We start from the raw sequence: 19,905 nt of genomic DNA, 5'->3' as shown, positions 1-19,905 counted from the left end.
CCCGGCTCAACAAACCTGTAACCGTTTTAAGACACAATCGATGCTCCGCTAAGCATCGATCTGTTGCACAATACGCCCCGAACCGTTTTCCTCAGGATGTTCAATGTTTAGATCAATTCCCATGCGTGTTGTCGGGCTGGCCTTGGTGCTGGCCGCCGCTGCCGGTTGTTCATCGAAGAAAGCCGCCATCTACGAGCATGAGAACTTCGACGATTCCGGAACGTTTTCGCGCAATTACCCGGTGACCGATAAGCAGTCCTGCGAGGCTGCCCGTCGGGCTTTGCTCAGCCAGGGTTACATCATCACCAGCGCCGATCCGAAGCTGGTCAGTGGTCACAAGAGCTTCCAGCAGACTGGCGAGACCCACATGGAGATCAGCTTCAGCGTGGTTTGTGCCGATGATGGCAGCGAAGGGCACCACGCGACCGTGTTCGCCAATGCTCTGCAGGACCGTTATGCGCTGAAGAAGACCAACAACTCCGCCAGTCTCGGTGTTGGTGTGTTGGGCTCGGTGTCGATGCCGATCGGCTCGTCCGACGACTCGATGGTCAAGGTCGCCAGTGAAACCGTGTCCTCGGCCAAGTTCTACGAGCGTTTCTTTGCCTTGGTCGAGTTATTCCTGCCGCCGGAAGCGAAGAAGGCCGCGCACATTACCGAGAAGCCGAAGACTGATCTGGGTGTGCCTGAAGTCAAGGCTGCGCCGGCTCAGTTGGCGCCAACCCCGACCCCGACGGCAGAACCAGCGCCTGCTCCAGCGCCGGCAGCCGAACCTGCACCTGCCGAAACCGCTCCAGCCAGTTCGGAGCCTGTTGCACCGCCTGCTGAAACGGCGCCGATCAGTCCAGAGCAGGGCAGCGAGCCGGCTTCGTCCACAGAATCAGGGTCGCCGCCGGCAGACTCAAGCACCATGCCCCCTCCGAGCGAGCCGATTTCGGCCATGCCTGTCTCCGGGCAGTAATCGGTTAATGTTACGGATCGGGTCAGACGACTCCGATCCCGTAACACCTTCCAAGATTGATCCACATCAAATCGAGCCGAATTCCCACAGCTCGTATCGAAAAAATCCTGTGATAAATTCCTGACCACCTGCTACGTTTTATTTAGTAGCGAAGTAGTGTCGTGCCAGTGTCATTTTTCTTTCATGCAGGCACTTTATGCTCAGGGCGCTAGTCATTTATTCAGACGTTTTTTTCTACAAGCGATGGGGGTTTAATAATGGACGATTATCAAGAAGAACTGCTCGAGTATCAGGCGTTTGAACTGGACCCGCTGGAACCGGCCGAAGACGCTACCGAGTTGTAAGTCTTACGCGGATTGGCGATGACTGCGGCGAAACTCGCCGGGGGTCTGGCCGTTCCAGCGTTTGAAGGCCCGTTGAAAGGCTTCGGCTGAGGCAAAACCCAGCAGGTAGGCGATTTCCCCGAACGCCAGTTCGGTGTCGCGGATGTAGGTCATGGCCAGGTCGCGACGTGTGTCATTGAGGATCGCGCGAAATTGCGTGCCTTCCTCGGCGAGTTTGCGGCGCAAGGTCCAGGTTGGCAGCTTCAGGCGTGCCGCCACTTCTTCCAGGTCGGGTTCCCGACCACCATTGAGCAACGGCCCCAGTAACTGAGTGATGCGTTCACGCAGGCTGCGGGTGCGTGTCAGTTGCTCCAGTTCCCGTTCACACAGTTGCAGCAGGTGCCGCCAGGTGCTCGGGCAGTGCTGCGGGTTGCGCTGGGCGAGGCTGTCCAGGCTCAGCCGCAGTTGATTCTGTTCGGCGCCAAACTGAATCGGACTATCCCCCAGCACGGCGTACGCCTCGCGGTAATCCGGCGCTTCAAATTCGATCTCGATCCGTTCGGCGCGTAGCGGGGCAGGGCTTACGCTGGATAATTGCTGTAACCAGCCGGCGAGGATCGAATCCACCACGAAGCGGTTGTAGGCGTTATAGGGGCTGATGGAATAGAACCGCAGCCAAGCGCCTTGGGCGTCTTCGTGAAAGCTCGACTGGCCGCGATAGTTGGAGCCGTACAGCGCTTCGAAGCGAACCAGGCAACGCGCCGCTTCCCGCACGGTGGGGGCCTGGGCGGCGGTGACTCCGGCCAGGCCGGCCTGGCTCAGGCGACTGAGCCGGCCCATGCGCAAGCCCAGTGCCGGGTCGTCGGTCAGTTGAATGGCGCCGTGACCCAGGCGCATGTAGCGCGGGATCGAGAGACGGGCGCCGGCCTCGGCCAGTCGCGCGGCGTCGAGACCGTACTGTTCAAGCAGCGGTTGTGGGTCCAGGCCATGGCTGCGCACGGCATCGGCCAGGCTATGGACGAAGCCCACCGATAGATCCCCGAGACGCATCGGTTGCGGTTTCATCGTTTACAGCCAGAGGTTCAGCAAACGTGCGCCCCGGGCATCGCCGTCGGCAAAATGCTGCCCGTTGCTGCTGAGGAAGCTTTGACCGGCGCTGCCCTTGTCCCAGAATTGACCGCGCAGGAACACGCTCATGCCGGCGATGGCCTGGCTGCCGGGCGGTTGGGCGCTCAGCGTCAACCGATGCCAGGCCTGACCTTCACTCAGTTCGCCAGCCTTGAGGTTGACAGAATTCGGCGTGGACTGGCCTTTGTAGCCGGGCCACGGTTGATCCCAGGACCCGCGCCCGACGACGAACGCCGGGACCGCCACCAGCTGCGCGCCTTGATCGTCGAGTTTGCGATAGTTGTCGGGATACCAACTGTCGCTGCCGATCAGCACGCCCAGGCGTCCGGCCGGTGTATCGACGACGTTGATCGTTTGTTCGGAATTGGCTTGGACAGTGTCGTGCCCAGCGAAAGTCGAGTGCATTTGCCGCTGAGGCTGGCCGATCGGCAAACCGTCGCGACCGAACACTACGCTGCTGTTGTACAGGGCACCGCGGCCAATCTTCAGGGTGCCATCGCTGACACTCGGCTCGGGCAACACGATGGAACCCGCCACCAGAGTGATGCGGAACTCTTTTGCCAAGCCGCCAAACAGCGCCTGGTAATTCTTGGCCATTTTCTTGGCTTTCATGCGCAAGTGCGCGTCGTCGAGGCGGCTGCCGCCCTCGGCACTGATCAGAGCGCGGATGAACTGCAACGGGTTGCTCACAGCCAGCCAGTTCATGGCTTCCTTGAGAGAAGTGGCCTGGTACAACTCGTCCTTTTCGCCGCTGATCATCAGCCAGGTGCCGACATGTTCGGGCAGTACGACGATGGTTTTTTCATTCAGCAGGCCCTGATCCTGAGCCTTCTGCAAGTAAGCGGCGAGCTTGCGGTGCAGGCGTTCGGGGCTTTGGTAGTCGGTGGGGAACAGCTCGGGCTGGATCCCCAGCAGATTGCCGCGATCGGCGGGAGTGCCCTGATCGACCGCGAGACTGATGCGCAGGTCCGACAGGTAATGACCCACCGGACGGTCCGCGGCCCACATCGCGTAGGTCGTGAGGGCGGCGATCAACGCCATGGAGAAGGTCAGGTACAAAAGTTTGCGCATGGGGAAACAGTCAGCGGCCGTGTGCAGGGTTCGCGACTAGGGTAGGGCCCATGCCCGCGCTTGCCAAGGGGCGCTGCACATTTGGATCAATAAGTTGTCAGTTACGGTCATTGAGTGACAGCAGTGCGACTCTTAGTCTGTCGAACATGACTGACGGGGGCCGAAGAGCTCCTGCATTTTTTCCGTGATCGCTCGTTGTGGAGTTACCGATGGCCGCCGCTCATTACCCGCACCTGTTGGCCCCGCTGGACTTGGGTTTTACCACGTTGCGCAACCGCACCCTGATGGGCTCGATGCACACGGGCCTTGAGGAAAAGCCTGGCGGTTTCGAGCGCATGGCTGCGTATTTCGCCGAGCGTGCCCGTGGCGGTGTGGGCCTGATGGTTACCGGCGGTATCGGCCCGAACGATGAGGGCGGGGTTTACTCCGGCGCGGCCAAGCTGACCACTGAGGAAGAAGCCCTCAAGCACCTGATCGTCACCCGAGCGGTGCACGAGGCGGGCGGCAAGATCTGCATGCAGATTCTTCATGCCGGGCGTTATGCCTACAGCCCGAAACAGGTGGCACCGAGCGCGATCCAGGCGCCGATCAACCCGTTCAAGCCTAAAGAGCTGGACGAGGAAGGCATCGAGAAACAAATCAGCGATTTCGTCACTTGCTCGACCCTGGCGCAAAAAGCCGAGTACGACGGCGTCGAGATCATGGGCTCCGAAGGTTATTTCATTAACCAGTTCCTCGCGGCCCACACCAACCATCGCACTGATCGCTGGGGCGGCGCTTACGAAAACCGCATGCGCCTGCCGGTAGAAATCGTCCGCCGGGTGCGCGAAGCGGTCGGCCCGAACTTCATCATTATCTTCCGCCTGTCGATGCTTGATCTGGTTGAAGGCGGCAGCAGCTGGGAAGAGATCGTGCAATTGGCCAAGGCCATCGAGCAGGCCGGTGCGACGATCATCAACACCGGCATCGGCTGGCACGAAGCGCGGATTCCGACCATCGCCACCAAGGTGCCGCGTGCGGCGTTCAGCAAGGTCACGGCCAAGCTGCGTGGGGAGGTAGGAATTCCGCTGATCACCACTAACCGCATCAATACCCCGGAAGTCGCCGAGCAGATTCTGGCCGAAGGCGATGCCGACATGGTGTCCATGGCGCGCCCGTTCCTCGCCGACCCGGATTTCGTCAATAAAGCTGCTGCTGGTCGTGGCGATGAAATCAACACCTGCATCGGCTGCAACCAGGCATGCCTGGATCACACCTTTGGCGGCAAGTTGACCAGTTGCCTGGTGAACCCACGGGCCTGCCATGAAACCGAACTCAACTACCTGCCGGTGCAGCAGATCAAGAAAATCGCTGTGGTCGGTGCCGGTCCTGCGGGCTTGTCCGCTGCAACCGTGGCCGCCGAACGTGGTCATCAGGTGACCTTGTTCGATTCGGCCAGCGAAATCGGCGGCCAGTTCAACATCGCCAAGCGTGTGCCGGGCAAGGAGGAGTTCTTCGAAACCCTGCGCTACTTCAACCGCAAATTGCAGACCACCAACGTCGAGCTGTGCCTGAACACCCGTGTGGATGTGGTGAAGCTGGTCGAGGGCGGTTACGACGAAATCATTCTCGCCACTGGCATCGCCCCAAGAACCCCGGCGATTCCGGGCGTCGAGCACGCCAAGGTGCTGAGCTACCTGGACGTGATCCTCGAGCGCAAACCGGTGGGCAAGCGCGTCGCGGTGATCGGTGCCGGTGGTATCGGTTTCGACGTGTCGGAATTCCTCGTCCATCAGGGCGTGGCCACCAGTCAGGACCGCGAAGCATTCTGGAAGGAGTGGGGCATCGATACACACCTCGAAGCGCGCGGCGGTGTTGCGGGGATCAAGGCTGAACCGCATGCGCCGGCCCGTGAAGTGTTCCTGCTGCAGCGCAAGAAATCCAAGGTCGGCGACGGTCTGGGCAAGACCACCGGCTGGATTCACCGCACGGGACTTAAGAACAAGCAGGTGCAGATGCTCAACAGCGTCGAGTACCTGAAAATCGACGACGAAGGCCTGCACATCCGCATCGGCGAAAGCGGCGAACCGCAGGTGCTGCCGGTGGACAACATCGTGATCTGCGCCGGGCAGGATCCGTTGCGTGAGTTGCAGGACGGTCTGATCGCGGCGGGGCAGAACGTGCATTTGATCGGTGGCGCGGACGTGGCGGCGGAGCTGGATGCCAAACGCGCGATCAACCAGGGTTCGCGGTTGGCGGCTGAGTTGTAACAGCAAGCCCAGCGTGCCAATGGCCATCGCGGGCAAGCCCGCTCCCACAGATTCTATGTTGTTCATGCATTTTGTGAGCGACGCAAAATCCCTGTGGGAGCGGGCTTGCCCGCGATGGCATCCTCAAGGCTGCTAAGATGCCGGCTTCTTTCCCAGAGCCGGCAACTCGATGCTTCTCCCGCCCAGCGACTGGCTACCCCAAGCCCCCCTCGAATCCCTTCACCTCGACTGGCTCACCACCGCCGGAATCGAAGTAGCAATCCTGCGTCTGGACCAGATTGACCCGCTGATCAGTGGCAACAAGTGGTTCAAACTCATCGAACACCTGAAAGCCGCCGACCAGAGCGGCGCCCAAGGCATCATCAGCCTGGGTGGTGCTCATTCCAACCATCTCCATGCATTGGCCGCAGCGGGCAAACGCTTCGGTTTCACCACGGTCGGCCTGCAGCGCGGGCATCCGCAAGAAACGCCGACGGTGAAGGACTTGCAGGCGTTCGGCATGCACTTGCATTGGTTGGGTTATGGTGGTTATCGAGCGCGGCACGAACCAGGCTTCTGGGCACCATGGCGGGAGCAATATCCCGAGCTACATCCAGTACCGGAAGGTGGTGGCGGCTTGCTTGGGGCGAAGGGTTGCGGGCAATTGGTGACTCTGGCCCGCGAGCAATTGAGCGGTCTGGGCTGGAGCAATTACGACGGCTGGTGGCTGGCCTGCGGAACGGGTACGACCCTGGCCGGTCTGGTTCTGGCCGAGGCGGGTGAGCATCCGGTGTATGGCGCGTTGGCGGTGCCTGACGACCATGGCGTGGCGCAACAGGTCGAGATGATTGTGCAGGAAGCCGGCCTGATCGATCCCGGCTATGAACTGCTGGACGCCAGCCGTGGCGGTTTTGCCAAAGTCGACCCGCCGTTGCTGGCGTTCATCGAGCAGACCGAACAGGCCAGTGGCATTCCCCTCGAACCGCTGTACACCGGCAAAGCGTTGCTGGCGCTCAAGCAGCAAGTCGAGGCGGGTAAATTTGCCCGGGGAACGCGGCTGGTCTTCATCCACACCGGCGGCTTGCAGGGCCGCCGGGGGTTCAGTTCACGGTGAGGGGACTAAGAAATTCGAGCGACGAATATCCTGTAGGAGCGAGGCTTGCCCGCGAAGAATGCACCGCGGTTTTTCAGGTATTACGCGTCATCGTTCTTCGCGGGCAAGTCGGATCGCCGCACCGCTCGCTCCTACAGGTTTTGTGTCTTGATTGAGTAGCCGCTCAACCACGCTTGGGCATCATCCGCAGCAAGGTGTTATCGCGCACCACATAGTGGTGATAAAGCCCGGCCACGGCGTGCAGTCCGATCAGCCAATAGCCGATCGTCCCGCCGAGCACGTGCCAGCCCTCAAGCTCCTTGGCAAACGGTTTGTTTTCTTCGATCAGCAACGGCAGATCGATGCCATAGAACATCACCTGATGCCCCTCGGCGCTGGTAATCAGCCAGCCCAGAATCGGCATGGTGATCATGAAAATATACAACGCCCAATGCATCAGTTTGGCGAGCAGGGTTTGCCAGCGAGGCGAGGCGGGGAATATCTGCGGTGCCGGCCCCAGGCTGCGGGCGAACAGTCGCAGCCAAATCAGCACGAACACCGTCAAGCCGAGCATGAAGTGCGCTTCCTTGATCAGCGTCCGGCCGCCGCTGCCTTTGGGGAATATCCCGCGCAATTCGATACAAGCGTAAACCACTATTAACAGCACCAGCATCAACCAGTGCAGCGCGATCGATACGGAGCTGTAGCGTGATTCGGAATTCTTCCAGGGCATACGGCGTTCCTCACAGGTGTGGTCTGAAGTCACCGTTCTTGTTCGACGGCGTGGCGTTAACTGTAATCCTGTTTGGAGGATTTGCCTGAGACCAATCGGCTGTTCAATGCTCTGAATCAAGTAATCGGCCACAAAAAAGCGCCAGTTCCGTTAAAGGTACTGGCGCTTTTTTGTGAGGCGAGGGATGCAATCAGTTGGTTTGCGGCATCTCGCCCTTGGCCAAGCGCTTGTTGATGTCGGCGATCACCTCGGGCAAGTCGGTGATGGTGTCGATCATGTAGTGCGGCCGCGAACCTTCGAACATCGCGTGAATGCGCTTGCGTTCGCTGGCCAGTTTATCGCTGCTCAGGGCGCGATAACCTTCGTAGTCCAGACCCAGCGCGTTGCCGGAACAGATCAACGCCACGGTCCACATGCCGGCGCGGCGACCTTCGAGAATGCCCGGGACCGTGTCATCGATCTTCACGCAGGCCGCGACGTCGTCGATGCCCAGGGCGATCACGTTGGCCAATGCCTGAGCCGGCCAAGGGCGACCGTTGGGCACTTCGTCGGTGGCGACCACGTGATCGGCGATGTAGCCATTGGTGGCGGCCAGTTCGACGACTTTGTCCATGACCTGTTTCGGGTAGCCGGAGCACGAGCCGATCTTGATCCCTTGTTGACGCAGGTTGGCGATGGTGTCCAGGGCACCCGGAATCAGTGCCGAGTGTTCGGCGATTTTTTCGATCTGCAGCGGCATGAAACGTTTGTAGATGGCAGTGACGTCATCGTCGGTCGGGGTGCGACCGAACGCGTGGCGGTAACGCTCGGCGACTTGCGGCTGATCGCACAGGGTACGAATGTGGTCCCACTTGCCCATGCCCATCGGCCCGCGGGCTTCTTCAATGGAAACCTGGACGTCGAACTCGGCGAAGGCTTCGACAAAAATCTGCGTCGGGGCGAAGGAGCCGAAGTCGACCACGGTGCCGGCCCAGTCGAGGATGGCGGCTTGGAGTTTGGTTGGGTTGCTGTAGTTCATGGTGATTAAATCCTGTGGCAACTGGCTAATAGGGAGCTGCTTTTGGTGGGAGCGGGCTTGCTCGCGAAGGCGGTGTGTCAGTCGACATCAATGTTGAATGTCAGTCCGCTTTCGCGAGCAAGCCCGCTCCCACAGGGATTGGGGGTGAATCAGATTTCGAGGACTTCCATCTCGCGCAGCACATCGGCGACTGCCGCCACCGCCGCGTGCATTTCGCCCTGGTTGACGTGGCCGATGCAGCCGACGCGGAAGGTTTCGACCTGGGTCAGTTTGCCGGGGTAGAGGATGAAACCCTTGGCCTTGACCCGCTCGTAGAATTCCTTGAACTGATAGCGCGGGTCTTTCGGCGCGTGGAAGGTGACGATGATCGGCGCCTGGATCGCGGCGGGCAGGAAGCTGCGCAGCCCCAGTTTGGCCATGTCATCGAGCAGCACCTGGCAGTTATTGGCGTAGCGCTGATACCGTGCGGGCAAGCCGCCTTCTTCGTTGTATTGCAGCAGCGCTTCGTGCAACGCCGCGACCACGTGGGTCGGCGGGGTGAAGCGCCATTGGCCGGTCTTGGCCATGTAGGTGTGCTGATCGAACAAGTCCATCGCCAGTGAGTGCGAGTTACCGGCGGCATTGGCCAGCGCTTCTTTGCGTGCAAAGACGAAACCCATTCCCGGCACACCTTCCAGGCATTTGCCCGAGGCGGCGATCAGTGCGTCGAATGGCACGTCTTGGGCGTCGATCGGCAAGGCGCCAAACGAACTCATGGCGTCGATGATCAGGCGCTTGCCGTGCTGCTCGATAACGTGGGCGATTTCCGCCAGCGGGTTGAGGATGCCGGTGCTGGTTTCGCAGTGAATCAGCGCGACGTGGGTGATGCTGGCATCGGCCCGCAGCAGGCGGTCGACGTCGGCGGCGGTGGTTGGTTCGTCTTCGGCGGTTTCGAAGGTGCTGAACGAGCGACCGAGCACTTCGCAGATTTTCGCCAGGCGTTTGCCGTAGGCGCCGTTGATCAGTACCAGCACTTTACCGTCGCGAGGCACCAGCGTGCCGATGGCCGCTTCGACCGCGAACGTGCCGCTGCCTTGCAACGGCACGCAGTGATGGCTGTCGCCGCCGTTGATGATCGTCAGCAGTTGTTCGCAGAGGCTGGCGGTCAGTTGGTTGAAACGGTCATCCCATGAGCCCCAGTCGACCATCATTGCCTGACGGGTGCGGCTCGATGTGGTCAATGGGCCGGGGGTGAGCAGGATGGGCTCGGCAGTACTCATTCTTGTGTCCTCGCAAAGGCTCAGTGGGATGAAGCTACGGGACATAAATTGCAATTCGGTGAGCTATCAATCAAATTGTTTGTTGTTATGCCAGCCATCAGCGAGGGTTATTCATGAATCTGTTTCAGCTGCGCGCCTTCGACGCTGTGGCTCGGGAAGGCAGCTTCACCCGCGCCGCCGAGCGCCTGTTTATCAGCCAACCGGCCGTCACCGGGCACATCAAGGCGCTGGAGGAGCACTACCAGATCACCTTGTTGCGACGCACCGCGCGGCGCGTCGAGCTGACGGAAGAGGGCACCAAACTGGCAGCGATCACCCGGGCGATGTTTGGTCTGGCCGAAGAGGCGCAGGTGATGCTGGAGGCAAACCGGCAGCTACTGACCGGGCGCCTGGAAGTGGCGGCGGACGGGCCGCACATGGTCATGCCGATGCTCGCCAGCCTGCGCGCGCGTTATCCGGGGATCACCGTGAACCTGCGGTTGGGCAATGCTCAGGAAACGTTGGCGGCGTTGTTGTCGGAGCATGCCGACGTGGCGGTGCTGACCGAGGTCGAGCCGCGCAAGGGGCTGCACCTGCAAGCGTTGAGCGAGTCGAGGATTTGCGCGTTGGTGCCTGCTGGACATCCGTGGGCGCAGAAGTCGAAAGGGGTACAACTCAAGGAGCTGGACCAGGTGATCATGGTCTTGCGCGAGCCGAGTTCGATTACCCGACGCACCTTCGACGAAGCGTGCGCTCAGGCCAAGGTCAATCCACGGGTGTTGCTGGAGCTGGACAGTCGCGAGGCAGTGACCGAGGCCGTGGCCGCAGAATTGGGCGTGGGCGTGGTGTCGTCGGTGGAAGTCAGCCACGACCCGCGAGTGGCTGCGGTGCCGATTATTGGCGAGGGGTTGGTCAATCGGCACATGATCGGGTGCATGGAACGGCGGCGGGATTTGCGCTTGATACAGGCGTTTTTTGGGTTGGCGCCAAATCTGACTTGATCGTGGAATCCCTGTAGGAGCTGCCGAAGGCTGCGATCTTTTGATCTTCGCATTTAAAAGCAGAATCAAAAGATCGCAGCCTTCGGCAGCTCCTACAGGGTGGGTAAGCTTTCGCGAACCATCTCCAGAAACGTCGCCACCACTCGCCGCGAACTCTGTTCGCGCAAGCACACCAGCGTCTCCGTCAGCCGCCGTGTGCAATCGGTAATCGGCAACGCGCACACCCGCGAATCCGCGCCAAATTCAGCGGCCGACACCACTCCCACGCCAATCCCGACCACCACTGCCTCGCGCGCCGCTTCCCGGCCTTCGACTTCAATCGCCGGGCGGATGCGAAATCCGGCCCGGGCCATTTCTTCTTCCAGGGTTTGCCGCGTCACCGAGCCGATTTCCCGCAGCACCAACGGCGTGTCGTCCAGATCCGCCAGGCAGATGGACTCGCGATCGGCCCATGGATGATGGCGTGAAACGAAGGCCACCATCGGGTCATTGCGCAGCGGCAACGAGAGCAAACGATCGTCGCTGACATCGCGCCCCAACAGGGCTAGGTCGGCTTGATAGTTGAACAGCCGAAACAGCGATTCGTCGGTGTTGCCGGTTTCAATCTTCACGCTGATGCCGGGGTAGCGCTCGCAGAACCGTGCAATCTGCGGCAGCACATGCACCGGCGCATCGACCGCCAGAATCAGGCTGCCGGTTTGCAACGCTTGAGACGCGTGAAGCAACTCCTGCGCCTCGGCTTCGATGACGAACAGTCGCTGGGTGATGCTCAACAGGCGTTCACCCAGATCGGTCAGGCGCACGGAGCGTTTGTTGCGGTGGAACAGCAACACACCGAAACGCTCTTCGAGCTTGCGCACTTGGTCGGAAATCGCCGGTTGCGTCAGAAACAGCCGCTCGGCGGCCCTGGTAAAGCTTCCATGGACCGCGACGGCGTGGAAGGCTTTGAGCTGGGCGTGGGATACCGACATCGAACTCTCCAGTAACGAGCTTAAGCAGTAACAAGCTGAGCTTATATTGGAAATACGATAAATCGATTTCACTTATTAATCAGTAATTGTTTTTATCGCCTCAGCCCCGGTGACTGTTCAGTCGAACAGCGCGCGGTGGCCATGAGCCCGTGCGTGCAATCAGCAGGACTCATCTGACCGGTATCGCCTCAGGGAACAGGCGATACCGCAGTGCTCAACAATAAAAAACACAGGCGTTTCTTCCAATTCTGCCGGCACACTCACACCCTGAGGTCAGAACCACAATGAACAGTCCCATCGGTACCATCAAACGTTGGCGCGTGCAGATTTTCGCCATCACCTGGCTCGCGTATGCCGCGTTCTACTTCACCCGCAAAGCCTTTTCCGTGGCCAAACTGGGGATCGCCGAAGACCCCGACTTCACCCTCGACAAAATGGCCATGGCCAACCTCGACGCCATCTACCTGGCCGCTTACGCCATCGGGCAATTCACCTGGGGCATCCTGGCCGACCGCTTCGGGCCACGGGTCGTGGTGCTCGGCGGATTGCTGATTTCCGCGTTGGCCGCGCTGGTGATGGGCAGCTTTGCCACGTTGCCGATTTTCGCCACTTGCATGCTGATTCAAGGTTTGGCGCAGTCCACCGGATGGTCGGGGCTGTGCAAGAACATAGGCAGTTTCTTTCCTGCTGAGCAGCGTGGGCGGGTGTTGGGTTTATGGAGCTCCTGCTACGCCTTTGGCGGGTTGGTAGCCTCGCCATTTGCAGGTTGGTGGGCGTATACGCTGATCGGCACTTGGCACGCAGCGTTCATTTCCAGTGCGGCGGTGGTTGGGCTGGTCGCCGTGCTGTTTTTTATTTTCCAACGTAACAAACCCGAAGACGTTGGCTTGCCGGCGGTGGAGCCGGAACCTGCGTTAACCGCCGAAGAGGCGCACGCTCAAAGCAAGATCAGCATCCTGGCGCCGCTGCGGGAAATCCTGCGCAACCGTACGGTGTTGGTGCTGGGGCTGGCGTACTTTCTGTTGAAACCGGCGCGCTACGCAATTCTGCTGTGGGGGCCGGTGATCGTCTTCGAGCAAATGCCCACGGTGGGCAAGGTTGGCGCGGCGATCATTCCCACCGCGTTCGAACTGGCCGGGTTGCTCGGGCCAATCCTGCTGGGGCTGGCCTCGGACAAATTGTTCGGCGCCCGACGCATGCCGGCCTGTGTGCTGAGCTTGTTGGCACTCACCGTTTCCCTGGCGCTGTTCATGGGCGCCCTGCATACCGGCAGCGTCTTGCTGGTGGTGGCGCTGCTGTTCGTCATGGGCCTGACCCTATACGGGCCGGACTCGATGATCAGCGGCGCGGCGGCGATCGATTTCGGCACCGCCAAGGCCGGTGCCACGGCGGCGGGCTTCGTCAACGGTTGCGGCTCGATCGGGGCGATTCTCGGCGGGCTGCTGCCGGGTTACTTCGACTCGGTCACGGTGTTCATTGTCTTTGCCGGCTGCGCATTATTCTCCGCTCTGGTGTTGATTCCTTACTGGAACAGCCGCCCGGCTGGCCTGCGTCCCGAAAGTGCATTTGTGCCTAACCAATCGATGACCGTAAAACCCCTGCGTACATAAGGATTACCCCATGAGACCTTACTGGCTGGAACAGGCGCTGGCGGCCGAGTCCTGCGCGCCGTGCGAACCTTTATCCGGGGATACCCGCGCCGACGTCTGCATTGTCGGTGGCGGCTACACCGGGTTGTGGACCGCAATCATGCTCAAGCAGCAGAACTCCGAACTGGATGTGTTGCTGATCGAAGCGGACATCTGCGGTGCCGGTGCCAGTGGGCGCAACGGTGGTTGTGCGCTGTCGTGGTCGGCCAAGTATTTCACCCTGGAACGGTTGTTTGGCGTCGAAGAAGCCGTGCGCTTGGTCAAGGAGTCCGAGCGTAGCATCCACGCTATCGGTGACTTTTGCGAACAGTACGCGGTGGACGCCGATTACCGCCTCGACGGCACGCTCTACACCGCTACCAACCGCGCCCAATGTGGCTCGACCGACGCGGTGATTGCGGCGCTGGAGCGCAACGGCATCAATTCTTTCACCCGGCGGCCACTGGCGGATGTACAGCGCATGGCCGGTTCCAGCAAACACCTGGAGGGCTGGTTTTCCCCGGCTGCCGCGAGTGTTCAGCCGGGCAAACTGGTGCGCGGCCTGCGTCGGGTGGCCTTGCAGCTGGGGGTGAAGATTCATGAAAACACCGCGATGACCGGCCTGGTAGAGGGCAAGCCTGCGGGGATTAAAACCCCCAATGGCACAGTCCGCGCCGACCGGGTGGTGCTGGCGATGAATGCCTGGATGGCCCGGGCGTTTCCACAGTTCGAACGCAGTGTGGCGATTGTTTCCAGCGACATGCTGATCACCGAACCGCGGCCGGATTTGCTCAACGAGATCGGTTTGACCAGCGGCGTGACGGTGCTCGATTCGCGGATTTTCGTGCACTACTACCACAACACCCCGGACGGTCGAATCATGCTCGGCAAGGGCGGCAATACCTTCACCTACGGTGGGCGAATGTTGCCGGTGTTCGATCAGCCATCGCCCTATGCCGGCTTGTTGCAGCACAGCCTGAGCGAGTTCTTCCCGGCGTTCGCCAAGGTCAAGGTCGAGGCCACCTGGAACGGGCCTTCGGATCGCTCCGTCACCGGTTTACCGTTCTTCGGCCAGATGAGCGCCAGCGACAATGTGTTTTACGGTTTCGGTTACTCCGGCAGCGGTGTCGGGCCTTGCCATATGGGCGGGCAGATTCTCGCCTCGATGGTGCTGGGATTGGACAACGCCTGGACCCGCTCGCCCTTGGTGAACGGCCCGTTGGGTTTTTTTCCGCCGGAGCCGATCCGCTACCTCGGCTCATTGATGGTGCGCAATGCCATTCGCCGCAAGGAGCGCGCCGAGGATTATGGGCATCGGCCACGGCACCTCGACGTGCGCCTGGCCAAGTTTGCCGCAGCGGCGGGCAAGGCCGACAAAGGATGAAACTCAAGGTGCGAGATCCGAGCGGTTGACCAGCCAATCGAGCAACAGACGGCCATCGCGACGTGGCTCGGGAGCGGGGCGGGAAGGCTGGGGATGGCCCATGCCAGCACACAAAACCGGCCGATCCGGGTCGCTGTCGAGGAAGCTGACCAACACCTCAATGCCGGCCATGGGCAGCCTGGCCGGATCGATCCGACCGTCCGGCGTTGCGAGGGCGACCGGTAGCCAGAGACCGTCGGATTCATCCGCGTCGAACGCTGGCGTCGGCCATAGTTTGACCTGTATCCGGCTCTGGTCATCGAGCACCACCGGTTGCCCGTCGGAGCCCAGTACCCGGGCGGTCTGATAGCCCGGGATGCTCGGCCTGGCCTGTTTGAGCGCCGGCCTGAACACCGTTGACCAAGGAATGGCAGTGAACTGATTGCTGTAGCGCCGGGCACTGCCGGGCTTGTCTTCAGTGAGAATTGACGACTGCTGTCCGTGGTGCCGGATATCGGTGAGCAGCCACTGATCGTTGAAACTCGAGAGCGGATGCTGCGCCACTTGCAGGATCCGTCCACTGCGCAGTTCGTTGTAGTTGCTTTGGCCGTGGATCTGCCGTTGCTGGCAGCGCAGGCGTTCCAGTCGTCGGCGGCTGAGCTGATCGTGATGAAGCTGTTCGGGCGCGGGGCGTGCCGTCATCGGGCCGGTTCTGGCGAGCGGGTGGTTGGCCGCTCCATCGCCGACCACCTGCGCACCGCGGTTTTTGGCCTCCCATCGTGCCGGGGCGAGGTCCGGGTCATGGCGCTGGAACAGTTCGCTGATCACCGGCAAGCCGGAGTCGTTGAATGTGTCGTCATGGAACGGCATCAGCAGCGGTTCCTGAGGGAAACTCAGGCTGTCATCGGCCAGTACCAGCACGTGCCCGTCGTGCTGATGTTCGAAGTGATAGTGGATGCCTTCTTCCTCACACAGCCGCTGCAGGAAGGCCAGATCGCTCTCATCGTACTGAATGCAAAAAGGCCGGGGCGGGTAGCAGCCGTTTGCCAGTTCGAAGCGGTAGCTGTGCTCGGGTAATTGATGCTCTTCCAGCAACTGGCGCACGATCGCGGGCACGCTGAGACGATGAAACACCCGACGCGAACTGTGTATGTGAAGTTGTTGAAGATGGGGCGCCAACACCAGGGAGTAGCCGACCCGGTGCGGGCCGCGATGTTCGCGACTGACGCTGTGGATCACGCCGTGAATGCCTTGGTCACCCGCCAACCGCAAAAACGCCGGTTGTTGCAGCCATTGGTCGGGATGCATCGCCGGTGCGAGGCCAATCACGTCGATGTCGAATCGATAGGGCTGGTTGAGACCTTCACGGCCACTGAACTGCAACACCTGCAGACTCAAACCGCCGTCGAAGAGTGTCAGGGTGAAGGGGCTTTCCTTGTCGTTGTGCATCGAGCGCGCTTCTGCCAGGGAGGATGGGCGCAGAGGGTACGAAACCACAGCCCTGAAGCGTCACCGCAAATCGACTTTTCAGAATCGCCCTACAAACATTGGTGAAGATGTCGATTCAACACAGGGTGAAGATCTTGGAATTTTTGGTCGATTGGCATCTTTAGGCCGTATAAACTTGCGCAACGCGTCGGCCAATAGATGTCTCGGCGCCACAGATCAAGAGAGTGAGTAATGGGCGCACAGTGGAAGGTTAAACACAAAGAAGCGGCATCTAACGCCAAGGGCAAGATCTTCGGCAAACTGGTGAAAGAAATCACCATCGCTGCCCGCAACGGTGCCGATACCGCCACCAACGCACACCTGCGTCTGGTGGTCGAACAGGCGAAAAAAGCCTCGATGCCCCGTGAAACCCTGGAACGCGCGATCAAGAAAGGCTCCGGCCAGCTCGGCGAAACCGTGCAATACCATCGCGTGACCTATGAAGGGTTCGCACCGCATCAGGTGCCGCTGATCGTTGAATGCGTGACTGACAACATCAACCGCACCGTCGCTGAAATCCGCGTCGCGTTCCGTAAGGGCCAATTGGGCGCTTCCGGTTCGGTGGCCTGGGACTTCAACCACGTCGGCATGATCGAGGCGTCCCCGGACAGCCCTGACGCCGATCCGGAAATGGCTGCGATCGAAGCCGGTGCCCAGGATTTCGAACCAGGTGAAGACGGCGCGACGCTGTTCCTGACCGAACCAGCGGACCTGGATGCGGTCCAGAAAGCGCTGCCGGAGCAGGGTTTCACCGTGTTGTCGGCCAAGTTGGGCTATCAGCCGAAAAACCCGGTCAGTGGTTTGAGCGATGAGCAGATGGCAGAAGTCGAAGCATTCCTCGAAGGCCTCGATAACCACGATGACGTGCAGGACATGTTTGTCGGGTTGGCGGGTTAAGCGGTTCCGACAGTTTGTGATCTGACTTGTGGCGAGGGAGCTTGCCTGTGGCGAGGGGGCTTGCCCCCGTTCGGTTGCGCAGCAGCCGTCGCTTTTGGGGTCGCTTCGCAACCCAACGGGGGCGAGCCCCCTCGCCACAGGTTCTGTCTTTGCGGTCAGAAACCCTTCAATTCCCGCACAACCTCGCTGAACCCCGGCCGCGCCAGCACATCCGGCTGACAGCAGCGCTGCTGCAACGCCCCTAACGACTCACGCCCTTCATCGCTCAACCCCGAGTCGATCCGCTCCAGCAATTCCCCCAGCAGCACCCCGAATGCCCGCACCTCGATCCGTTGCAGTGCGCGGCTTTCAAGGCTGTCCGAAGTGGCATGGAAAGACGCCGCGCCAAAGTCGCCCAACAGGCAATCACCGTCCTCGTTCCACATGATGTTGTGACCATAGAGATCACCGTGAGTGATGCCTTGGCGGTGCAAATGTTCAGCCACTGAAGCAATGCCACTGGCGATGCGCAGCGCCACGCCGGCGCTGAACCAGGTGTCATCGGCGTAGACGTCGCGGGTGCAGGACGCCAGGCTCGGCAGCCCGGCCAGGTTGCGGTAACTCGGATCGATCAGTTGCATCACCAGCCCGGCCTGCGCTTGCGGATGACCGACAATCCGCCCTTCGACCCGGATCAGATTGGGATGGATGCCGGCGGTGATGCAGGCGTTCATTTCGTGCAGCGGCGAGCCATCGCTGGTCATTTCGCCTTTATAGAGTTTTACCGCGACCTGTTTCGTCTGCTCCCACAAACCCTGATGAATAACCCCCGACGCGCCTTCGCCGAGTTTTTTCTCCAGGCTCAGTTGGGGCCAGGGAATACTCGCGGTGGCTTCGAGTGCGGCGGCATCGGCTTCGGTTTCCAGCGGGTTACCGGCGTACGCCAGCCAGGTCAGGCTCGGCAGGGTCAGCAGCCACTCGGGAAGCTCGGTGAGCTGATTGGCGGCGATGCGGATCAGTTCGAGTCGATGGCAGTGCTCCAGGCTTTCGGGCAAATGCTGTAACTGGTTGCCGGCGAGCATGAGCTTTTGCAGATGCGGGCGTTCACCCAGTTCGGTCGGCAGTTCCGTGAGGCGGTTGTCGGTCAGGATCAGCCAACGCAACAGCGGTGGCAGGGCGCCGCCCGGCACGTTTTCGATGGCGTTGGCCTTGAAGCCGATCATCGTCAGCGCGGTGCACTGGCCAAGGCAAGCGGGCAGTTCGGTGAACTGATTGTCCGAGCAGAACAGCACGCGCAAACGGGTCAGGCGGTGCAGGTCGTCTGGCAGGCTGCATAAAGCATTGCCGCTGAGGTTGAGCACTTCCAGCGAGTCCGCCAGGTCGAAGATTTCCCGGGGGAACTCGGTCAGGCCGCAGGACAGATCCAGGCGGGTGATGCCCGACAGTTGGCCGGCGCGCAGTTGTGCGAGGGTATCCATGGGCAGGTTCGCTATTGATCAGGAGGAGGGCGTGAGGGCCTGGAAATGGGCGACATGATAGCGGGAAAATCGGGCTTGCCCTAAAGGCCAGTAAGTCAAGACGCAGAACCTGTGGGAGCGTGGCTTGCCCGCGAAGAATGCACCGCGGTTTTTCAGGTATTACGCGTCATCGTTCTTCGCGGGCAAGCCACGCTCCCACAGGATTATCGTCGCTCAAATTTCTAGCTGCGATCTTTTGATCTTCAAGGTTAGCGCTCGATACTGCGATTCCACCGGGCATTCCACGCCGGGCGCTGTTCGTTGACCTGATCCCAGTCGATGGCGATCGCGGTCGTCAGGTACTGCTTCATCGCCTCGACCTGACCGCGGGTCTTGTCGGTGGTTGGCGTATTCGGGTTGGATGGAATCTGATCGCCGTCTTCCAGCGCGGCGGCTTGCGCTTCGGGCGTCAGCAGGAAGGCGGCGAGTTTCTGCGCCAGTTCCGGTTGGGTGTTATTGGCGATGGCGCATTCGGCGACGTTGAGCACCACGGAGCCTTCCTTCGGCTGCGCATATTCCACCGGCATGCCCTTGAGTTTCAGCGCGGTGACCTGGGTCGGCGTCAGCGGGAACAGCGCCGCTTCGTCGGTCTGGAGCATTTCGGAAATCTTCGCTGAACTTGGAATGTACTCCAGCACGTTACGCCCGACGGTGTTCGGCCAAGCCTTGAACCCTGGTTCGACGTCGGTTTCGCTACCGCCCTGAATCCGGTTGAACATCAGGAAACCGTGCAGGCCGAAGGTCGAAGACGCCATCGACTGGAATACCAGTTTGTCCTTGAAGCGCGGGTCGGCCATGTCCATCCATGAGGTCGGTGCGTTCCAGCCTTTTTCCTTGAACAGCCGCGTGTTGTACGCCAGCCCCGTGACCCCGAGGCTGACCGCCACGGCTTGATCCTTGATGCGGCCCTTGGCTGGAATCTGTGCCAGAGGCGGGCTGTCGTCGAGTTTGTCGCACAATCCCATGGCGATGGCGCGGTACATGATGCCGTCGTCGAGGAACATCACGTGCATCTGCGGGTTGCCTTTGCTGGCCTGGACCTTGGCCAGAATATCGGCGGAGGTACCCGGCACGATCACCACTTTGACGTTGTTGGCTTTCTCGAAAGCCGGCAGCACCTTGTCGGCGTAGAGCCGCTCCATGGTTCCGCCGTTCATGCCCAGGTAAAGCGTCGGTTCTGCCTGGGCCTGAGTGACCGTGAGCAGGGCGCTCATGCAGGACAAACCGAGCAGTGCAGTGCGTTTGAGGTTATTCATTGGCGCGACCTTCCT

The 19,905-nt window shown here is 60.7% G+C and carries 16 protein-coding genes; 7 read left to right on the top strand and 9 right to left on the bottom strand.

Annotated elements, in window-relative coordinates; all coding sequences use genetic code 11:
* Window positions 1–103: 103 nt before the first annotated feature.
* Complete coding sequence (locus F6R97_RS06510; RefSeq protein WP_038982407.1) at window positions 104–958, top strand: DUF2242 domain-containing protein; 855 nt, start codon at window positions 104–106, stop codon at window positions 956–958.
* A gap of 347 nt (window positions 959–1,305) precedes the next feature.
* Here the strand turns inward: F6R97_RS06510 and F6R97_RS06505 are convergent, their stop codons facing one another.
* Window positions 1,306–2,346 carry an AraC family transcriptional regulator gene (locus F6R97_RS06505; RefSeq protein WP_038982408.1) on the bottom strand — a complete coding sequence of 347 codons (1,041 nt, stop codon included), beginning with the start codon at window positions 2,344–2,346 and terminating at the stop codon, window positions 1,306–1,308.
* 3 nt (window positions 2,347–2,349) lie between these two features.
* A complete protein-coding gene (locus F6R97_RS06500) occupies window positions 2,350–3,480 on the bottom strand; it encodes a carbon-nitrogen hydrolase family protein (protein WP_315866272.1) in 1,131 nt (376 codons plus the stop codon).
* Window positions 3,481–3,689: 209 nt separating this feature from the next.
* Here F6R97_RS06500 and F6R97_RS06495 point away from each other — a divergent pair, with 209 nt between their 5' ends.
* Both F6R97_RS06495 and F6R97_RS06490 read left to right on the top strand, forming a co-directional pair.
* A complete protein-coding gene (locus F6R97_RS06495) occupies window positions 3,690–5,729 on the top strand; it encodes an NADPH-dependent 2,4-dienoyl-CoA reductase (RefSeq protein ID WP_050682423.1) in 2,040 nt (679 codons plus the stop codon).
* Window positions 5,730–5,898: 169 nt separating this feature from the next.
* Window positions 5,899–6,822: a 1-aminocyclopropane-1-carboxylate deaminase/D-cysteine desulfhydrase gene (locus F6R97_RS06490; protein WP_315866271.1), complete on the top strand. Its 924-nt coding sequence runs from the start codon at window positions 5,899–5,901 to the stop codon at window positions 6,820–6,822.
* 163 nt (window positions 6,823–6,985) lie between these two features.
* Here the strand turns inward: F6R97_RS06490 and F6R97_RS06485 are convergent, their stop codons facing one another.
* The 3 genes from F6R97_RS06485 to F6R97_RS06475 all read right to left on the bottom strand — a co-directional run bounded on the left by F6R97_RS06485 (window position 6,986) and on the right by F6R97_RS06475 (window position 9,811).
* Window positions 6,986–7,534: a cytochrome b gene (locus F6R97_RS06485; protein WP_315866270.1), complete on the bottom strand. Its 549-nt coding sequence runs from the start codon at window positions 7,532–7,534 to the stop codon at window positions 6,986–6,988.
* Between the two features lie 190 nt (window positions 7,535–7,724).
* Complete coding sequence (phnX, locus tag F6R97_RS06480; protein WP_315866269.1) at window positions 7,725–8,552, bottom strand: phosphonoacetaldehyde hydrolase; 828 nt, start codon at window positions 8,550–8,552, stop codon at window positions 7,725–7,727.
* 149 nt (window positions 8,553–8,701) lie between these two features.
* Window positions 8,702–9,811: a 2-aminoethylphosphonate--pyruvate transaminase gene (locus F6R97_RS06475; RefSeq protein WP_048396837.1), complete on the bottom strand. Its 1,110-nt coding sequence runs from the start codon at window positions 9,809–9,811 to the stop codon at window positions 8,702–8,704.
* Window positions 9,812–9,924: 113 nt separating this feature from the next.
* Here F6R97_RS06475 and F6R97_RS06470 point away from each other — a divergent pair, with 113 nt between their 5' ends.
* Window positions 9,925–10,791 (top strand): LysR substrate-binding domain-containing protein, encoded by an 867-nt coding sequence (locus F6R97_RS06470; RefSeq protein WP_050683296.1) that lies wholly within the window; start codon window positions 9,925–9,927, stop codon window positions 10,789–10,791.
* A gap of 92 nt (window positions 10,792–10,883) precedes the next feature.
* Here F6R97_RS06470 and F6R97_RS06465 read toward each other — a convergent pair whose 3' ends face one another.
* Window positions 10,884–11,762, bottom strand: coding sequence for a LysR family transcriptional regulator (locus F6R97_RS06465; RefSeq protein WP_050683297.1), 879 nt, complete (start codon window positions 11,760–11,762; stop codon window positions 10,884–10,886).
* A gap of 284 nt (window positions 11,763–12,046) precedes the next feature.
* Here F6R97_RS06465 and F6R97_RS06460 point away from each other — a divergent pair, with 284 nt between their 5' ends.
* A complete protein-coding gene (locus tag F6R97_RS06460) occupies window positions 12,047–13,372 on the top strand; it encodes an MFS transporter (protein ID WP_315866268.1) in 1,326 nt (441 codons plus the stop codon).
* A gap of 10 nt (window positions 13,373–13,382) precedes the next feature.
* The gene (locus tag F6R97_RS06455; RefSeq protein ID WP_315866267.1) at window positions 13,383–14,774 is read left to right on the top strand and encodes an FAD-dependent oxidoreductase; all 1,392 of its coding nucleotides are present in this window, start codon (window positions 13,383–13,385) and stop codon (window positions 14,772–14,774) included.
* 3 nt (window positions 14,775–14,777) lie between these two features.
* Here F6R97_RS06455 and F6R97_RS06450 read toward each other — a convergent pair whose 3' ends face one another.
* Window positions 14,778–16,202, bottom strand: a complete 1,425-nt coding sequence (locus tag F6R97_RS06450) for a type VI secretion system Vgr family protein (protein WP_050683299.1) — start codon at window positions 16,200–16,202, stop codon at window positions 14,778–14,780.
* A 231-nt stretch (window positions 16,203–16,433) separates the two neighbouring features.
* Between F6R97_RS06450 and F6R97_RS06445 the strand changes: the two genes are divergently transcribed.
* Window positions 16,434–17,138 carry a YebC/PmpR family DNA-binding transcriptional regulator gene (locus F6R97_RS06445; RefSeq protein WP_038982422.1) on the top strand — a complete coding sequence of 235 codons (705 nt, stop codon included), beginning with the start codon at window positions 16,434–16,436 and terminating at the stop codon, window positions 17,136–17,138.
* A gap of 155 nt (window positions 17,139–17,293) precedes the next feature.
* On the opposite strand, the gene F6R97_RS06440 is transcribed toward F6R97_RS06445, so the two are convergent.
* Both F6R97_RS06440 and F6R97_RS06435 read right to left on the bottom strand, forming a co-directional pair.
* A complete protein-coding gene (locus tag F6R97_RS06440; RefSeq protein ID WP_315866266.1) occupies window positions 17,294–18,595 on the bottom strand; it encodes a leucine-rich repeat-containing protein kinase family protein in 1,302 nt (433 codons plus the stop codon).
* A 248-nt stretch (window positions 18,596–18,843) separates the two neighbouring features.
* Window positions 18,844–19,890 carry an ABC transporter substrate-binding protein gene (locus F6R97_RS06435; RefSeq protein ID WP_315866265.1) on the bottom strand — a complete coding sequence of 349 codons (1,047 nt, stop codon included), beginning with the start codon at window positions 19,888–19,890 and terminating at the stop codon, window positions 18,844–18,846.
* Window positions 19,891–19,905 lie beyond the last annotated feature (15 nt).

Source organism: Pseudomonas sp. JV414 (assembly GCF_032424305.1).
GTDB classification, from domain to species: Bacteria; Pseudomonadota; Gammaproteobacteria; order Pseudomonadales; family Pseudomonadaceae; genus Aquipseudomonas; species Aquipseudomonas lini.
Note: the sequence above shows the minus strand (reverse complement) of the source record. Positions and strands in the feature narration are given on the sequence as shown.